Genomic DNA, 4,327 nt, shown 5'->3' with positions numbered 1-4,327 from the left:
CGCTCTCTCTGCTGACCATCTTGAGACCAGTTACGAGCTCCGTTCACAAAAGAAGTACTCATCGCTACAGATGAGCGAGGATTTTTTCGATTCTCAAAATCTGTTTGCGTACTCTACCGTTCTGAGAGTGTAAATACTGAGACAACAGACACGCAAATCGCAAGATTGGACTCCACCAATGATAAGCGTGTCATAGAAAAGATCTCATGGCTGGTTCATTGAAATGAGATTGGGACGGTTATACTCCAAACGATGGCTTGGAGATCAAATATACTGGCTCAATGTCGCCAGAATACGAGTGTGTAGCGTATTCCATGGCACGCTGATGATTTCTACCCAAGAGCGGTTCCGGGACACTCAGGCTCAGTCGATCACATCGGGTCAGAAGTCGGGGCTGCTTGGAAGAGGTGTGCAACAACCCCAAGCAGACAGTGAATTAGAAGAACAGCACCTGTTAATTTTGTCGTTAACCGGCTCGAGGATACACTTCCGCTTGACCTCGGTGAGGAGGTAGATTAACGACAGCAGGGCTTTACAAGGTTCTCGTCGGCGCATGCGCTGACGGAATCTCAATCACACATATCTGCGAGACCACTGACGACTCACCGCACGATAACACTGTTCGTGAGTATCTCACCGATCAGTTTGACCTCGAAACACTCGAACTCGCGGGAAACACGCTCCTTCAGCGGGAGCTCATCGAGATTCTTCCGAATCGACCGGTGGAGGTCGGCGACGACCTCCACCTCGATCCCTACTACGGGAACGAAGACGAGACAGCCCATCTCTACTCCTCTGAGGCCAAACGAAGAACAACTCTGAATCGTCCAGTGGACGAATTGAATCGGTATCTATCCGGTTGATATCCTTGTCAGCTCCAAGCTCTGGTTAGTGCAATGTGATCGACTGAGGCTAGTATCGACTCGTTTGTGTAGCATTGACCCGACCTTGTTGGTAGTAATTTACATGACCAAGATTATTCTTAAGCTCGTAGCGGAGTCGAATAAGATCATCGTTAACAAATATATCTATTTGATTGTTAGGGAACTTTGGGAGTACTTCGGAAAGTAAATTCATATTGTATGAGTATTCTTTGTTTTCATCCTTTGAATGGATAGTCACTTGATCAGTAATCTCAAGAGAAGCCTTCTCAAGATCTTTCTTTGAAACAAATTCTACCAGATTATTTCTAATTTTTAATCTGAGTGGCCCACTCGGGGCAATGTAAACACACTTTTGTAACTTATTTTTTAATATCGAACCGCTCATTTTAATTTCATCCATTGGAAGATATCGTTTATTAATATACATATTTTTTGCTCCCCAACTTTTTTCAATATTGTAACTAAAATCATCAGATGATACTATTATATCATCCTGTTCCGGTTCAGTTGCAATTGCCATTTCATCTCCATCGGTAACGGTACCTATGCCTGTAGTTGTGGGTACCTCAGTCCGAAAGTCAGGATAGCCATTATTCAGCACAGATACGCTATTTTTATTCAGTCTTATATCGGTGAGTCTAGTCTGGTAGTCGGGCTGCTTATATCCAAATATTCGTATACCATCACTTATCACCCACTTCATTTTTGGCTCTTTATCATCGGATCGAGTGTTCTCTGGATATAATGTGAGAGGCCGAATCATTCGACGAAACGAAGTGGGGGTTAAATAAACTTTCATTTATATAAATATTTTATATTACTCTCCACAACAACGACACTGAAATGTCGAATTGACTATACCCCATAGAGTCTCATAATATGTCGGTTGGAGTGGAAGTCCATACGTTGGAGAGACTGATTGGCCAATAATTTTATGGATATTATAAAATATAGAAGCTATATTTAGAAAAAACAGATAGTCAAATGCATATTCACCCGGTATTTCCGGCAAGAATTCATTTTTAAGCTGTCGGATGTGCGACTCAGCAGACCATCTTTTTGGATATATTTTATTAAGCTGTGATATATTTGTTTCATTAAGCGGTTGCCCACTCATCAGGATTAGTTCGTCATCCTGCTCCTCACTCTGAAAGACCCATGAAAAATCTGAATTGGAGATATCCGTCCAGAAAGCATTGAAACCAAGATTACCAAAAGAAAGTGTTGCTTTCCCATTTTCTTTTAGTTTTCTATATTCTTTTTTGTCAATTAAGTTGTGGTGTTTTCTCAGCCGAATAATCCATGTGTCTACTGCTTTAGTTCGGGCTAGTTCGATAGCTTCGGGATGATCAAACTCCCGATCTGCAAGTATCCATCCAATATTGGTAAATTCTTCCAGTACGAGCATCATTCGACGATAAATGTTTGTCAATTCTGATTTATCTGTTACAAGATTAACTCCCATAGAGAATCGTGACATCGGTGAAAAAGATACCCCTGTTGCAAATTTAAATACACCATCACCCTCAGCCGGAACATCCCCCATCGCTCCTGGTACTTCCTCATAATCCATATATTCCTCAAGCGATATCACCGTCGGATCAATAGCTATATCAAGAGAATCTGAAAAAAATCCCAACTCATCAGCAGCAAATTTGAATAGATTCCTATGTAATTCCGTTGCAATATGTTCGAGTTCTTGTTTTGATCTCAGAAAATTGTCTTTAGTGATGTTCTTATTTATTATATTATGTATTTGTCCAAGGGTTATTATATTGTCACGGTATTCCAATCGAGCAAGCCTTTGTTTTTTTCGGGTATTTTTTTCAATTGTTATATTTGCTATGGCAGCTATGATCTCTCGGACACTGTATTTGAATCCAGACCTGCCGAATGATATGCCTGTGGTTAAGTGTTCAAGCAGCAAATCGCACCAATTAATGAGAGCTCGGGATCTCAGCTGATCAGATAACTTCATCCCCATGGGTATCGCTTGACCTATATTATACCCAGCAGTAGGAGGTTGTTCTAAGCGAACCCCGTTCCGGTATAGCATGTGGCGTAACCGACGGATAGCATTTCGGACTGATCGTCTATCCATCCCATATTGATCCCTGACAGCGGAGTATGTACTTGCACTAACATCAATACTGTTTGCCATAGATCCGAACAACTGGTTTAAATACTGCTTGTCTCTTAAATAATTAAGTATTTTTTCGTCGGATTTGAGTCCTCTTACTTGTTTAAGTATTAATGTCTTTACACGGGCAGCGTCTTTCTTATCATCGGGCAGTTGGACTCCTTCTTGATCCAGCCAATATGGGATCAACTGACAAATGGATTTGTCTATGGACTCATCATCCATATCAGCTGCATTATGACCCGCGAATTGTGATTCAATCAACGGTAAATAATCGAACTCAGAGACATCTGTAACAGGATATTCAATTTCAATACAATCGCCAGCTACTCGTTCAATTTGTGCTGTATCTTTTAGGCTATCGATATTATAAACTAGATTGATTGATTGTTTCTGGTCTATATTTAACGGAACATCAACATTTGGCTCGATCTTCTTAGCTCGCACACCAGTAGTGCGGATATCATCTTCTCCTGATATGATGTCATTCGGTATTGACATTAATTGGTTGAGCGTATATTGTATTATAGCCTCTAGCAAATATATTTTACGGTGGTAGATTTGTTAGACTCTATCTCATACAGTGATATAGTCTGAATTTTAATGTACTGAGTAATCTATGTATAGATATGCGAAAATCAGGTGACTGGATGTCGATCTGGGATGATAGAATACTGGAATATATTGTAGAAAATGACTCTGGATCACCCACAAGAATAGCTAATAGTGATTATATCCACATATCTAAACAACATGTTTCAAACCGGTTGCGCGAGATTGCAGATAACGAATTATTAGATTCGCTCGGTAATGGTGTGTATCAGATAAATAAAAAAGGAGAACAATACTTGCTTGGCAACTATAATGCACAGAAAAATGAGTTCATTCATCCAGAGCTATCTGAAATCAGTGTTCGTACGTCACCGCATGATAGTCAAAATCAGGTCAGAGTAGTAGAGATCAACCTAAGACCGGAGAGTGAAAAGACAGCAGTGGAACAACTCTACAAATATCAAGAGAATATTAAGAGCCTACTGAGCCCAGTGTTGCTACAAGTCACTGGCACAAAAGCTGACGAGGAACTGTCAGAAGAAAACGTGAAAAATATTTTATTTGTGTAACTGATGTGATTTCTGTGTATATATCGGATTAAGAACCGAGTCACTCGCATTGATTCTCTATCGATTCATTCACAACTTTGGTAGTACTCAGGGTGTAGCCCGTACTGTCGCTAGTTGTCCGTTCTCCTGATAACGGTAGCAGCAAGATCGCAGTCTGACATGGTGAGGATGCCGATACGAGA

Annotated in this window: 3 protein-coding genes and 1 pseudogene; 2 read left to right on the top strand and 2 right to left on the bottom strand. The window is 40.6% G+C overall.

Translation table 11 applies throughout. The features are described from left to right. Positions 1–409 precede the first annotated feature (409 nt). Positions 410–818: pseudogene (locus tag HKK80_RS14905) on the top strand (ISH3 family transposase); the annotation flags it as partial. Between the two features lie 94 nt (positions 819–912). Here the strand turns inward: HKK80_RS14905 and HKK80_RS14900 are convergent. Both HKK80_RS14900 and HKK80_RS14895 read right to left on the bottom strand, forming a co-directional pair. Further along, complete coding sequence (locus HKK80_RS14900) at positions 913–1,647, bottom strand: hypothetical protein (RefSeq protein ID WP_411800372.1); 735 nt, start codon at positions 1,645–1,647, stop codon at positions 913–915. A gap of 54 nt (positions 1,648–1,701) precedes the next feature. Next, the gene (locus HKK80_RS14895) at positions 1,702–3,525 is read right to left on the bottom strand and encodes a transposase (protein WP_411800371.1); all 1,824 of its coding nucleotides are present in this window, start codon (positions 3,523–3,525) and stop codon (positions 1,702–1,704) included. A gap of 128 nt (positions 3,526–3,653) precedes the next feature. Between HKK80_RS14895 and HKK80_RS14890 the strand changes: the two genes are divergently transcribed. Beyond that, positions 3,654–4,145, top strand: coding sequence for a hypothetical protein (locus tag HKK80_RS14890; protein ID WP_411800370.1), 492 nt, complete (start codon positions 3,654–3,656; stop codon positions 4,143–4,145). Positions 4,146–4,327 lie beyond the last annotated feature (182 nt).

Source organism: Halonotius sp. F2-221B, assembly GCF_046719765.1.
GTDB lineage: Archaea > Halobacteriota > Halobacteria > Halobacteriales > Haloferacaceae > Halonotius.
Note: the sequence above shows the minus strand (reverse complement) of the source record. Positions and strands in the feature narration are given on the sequence as shown.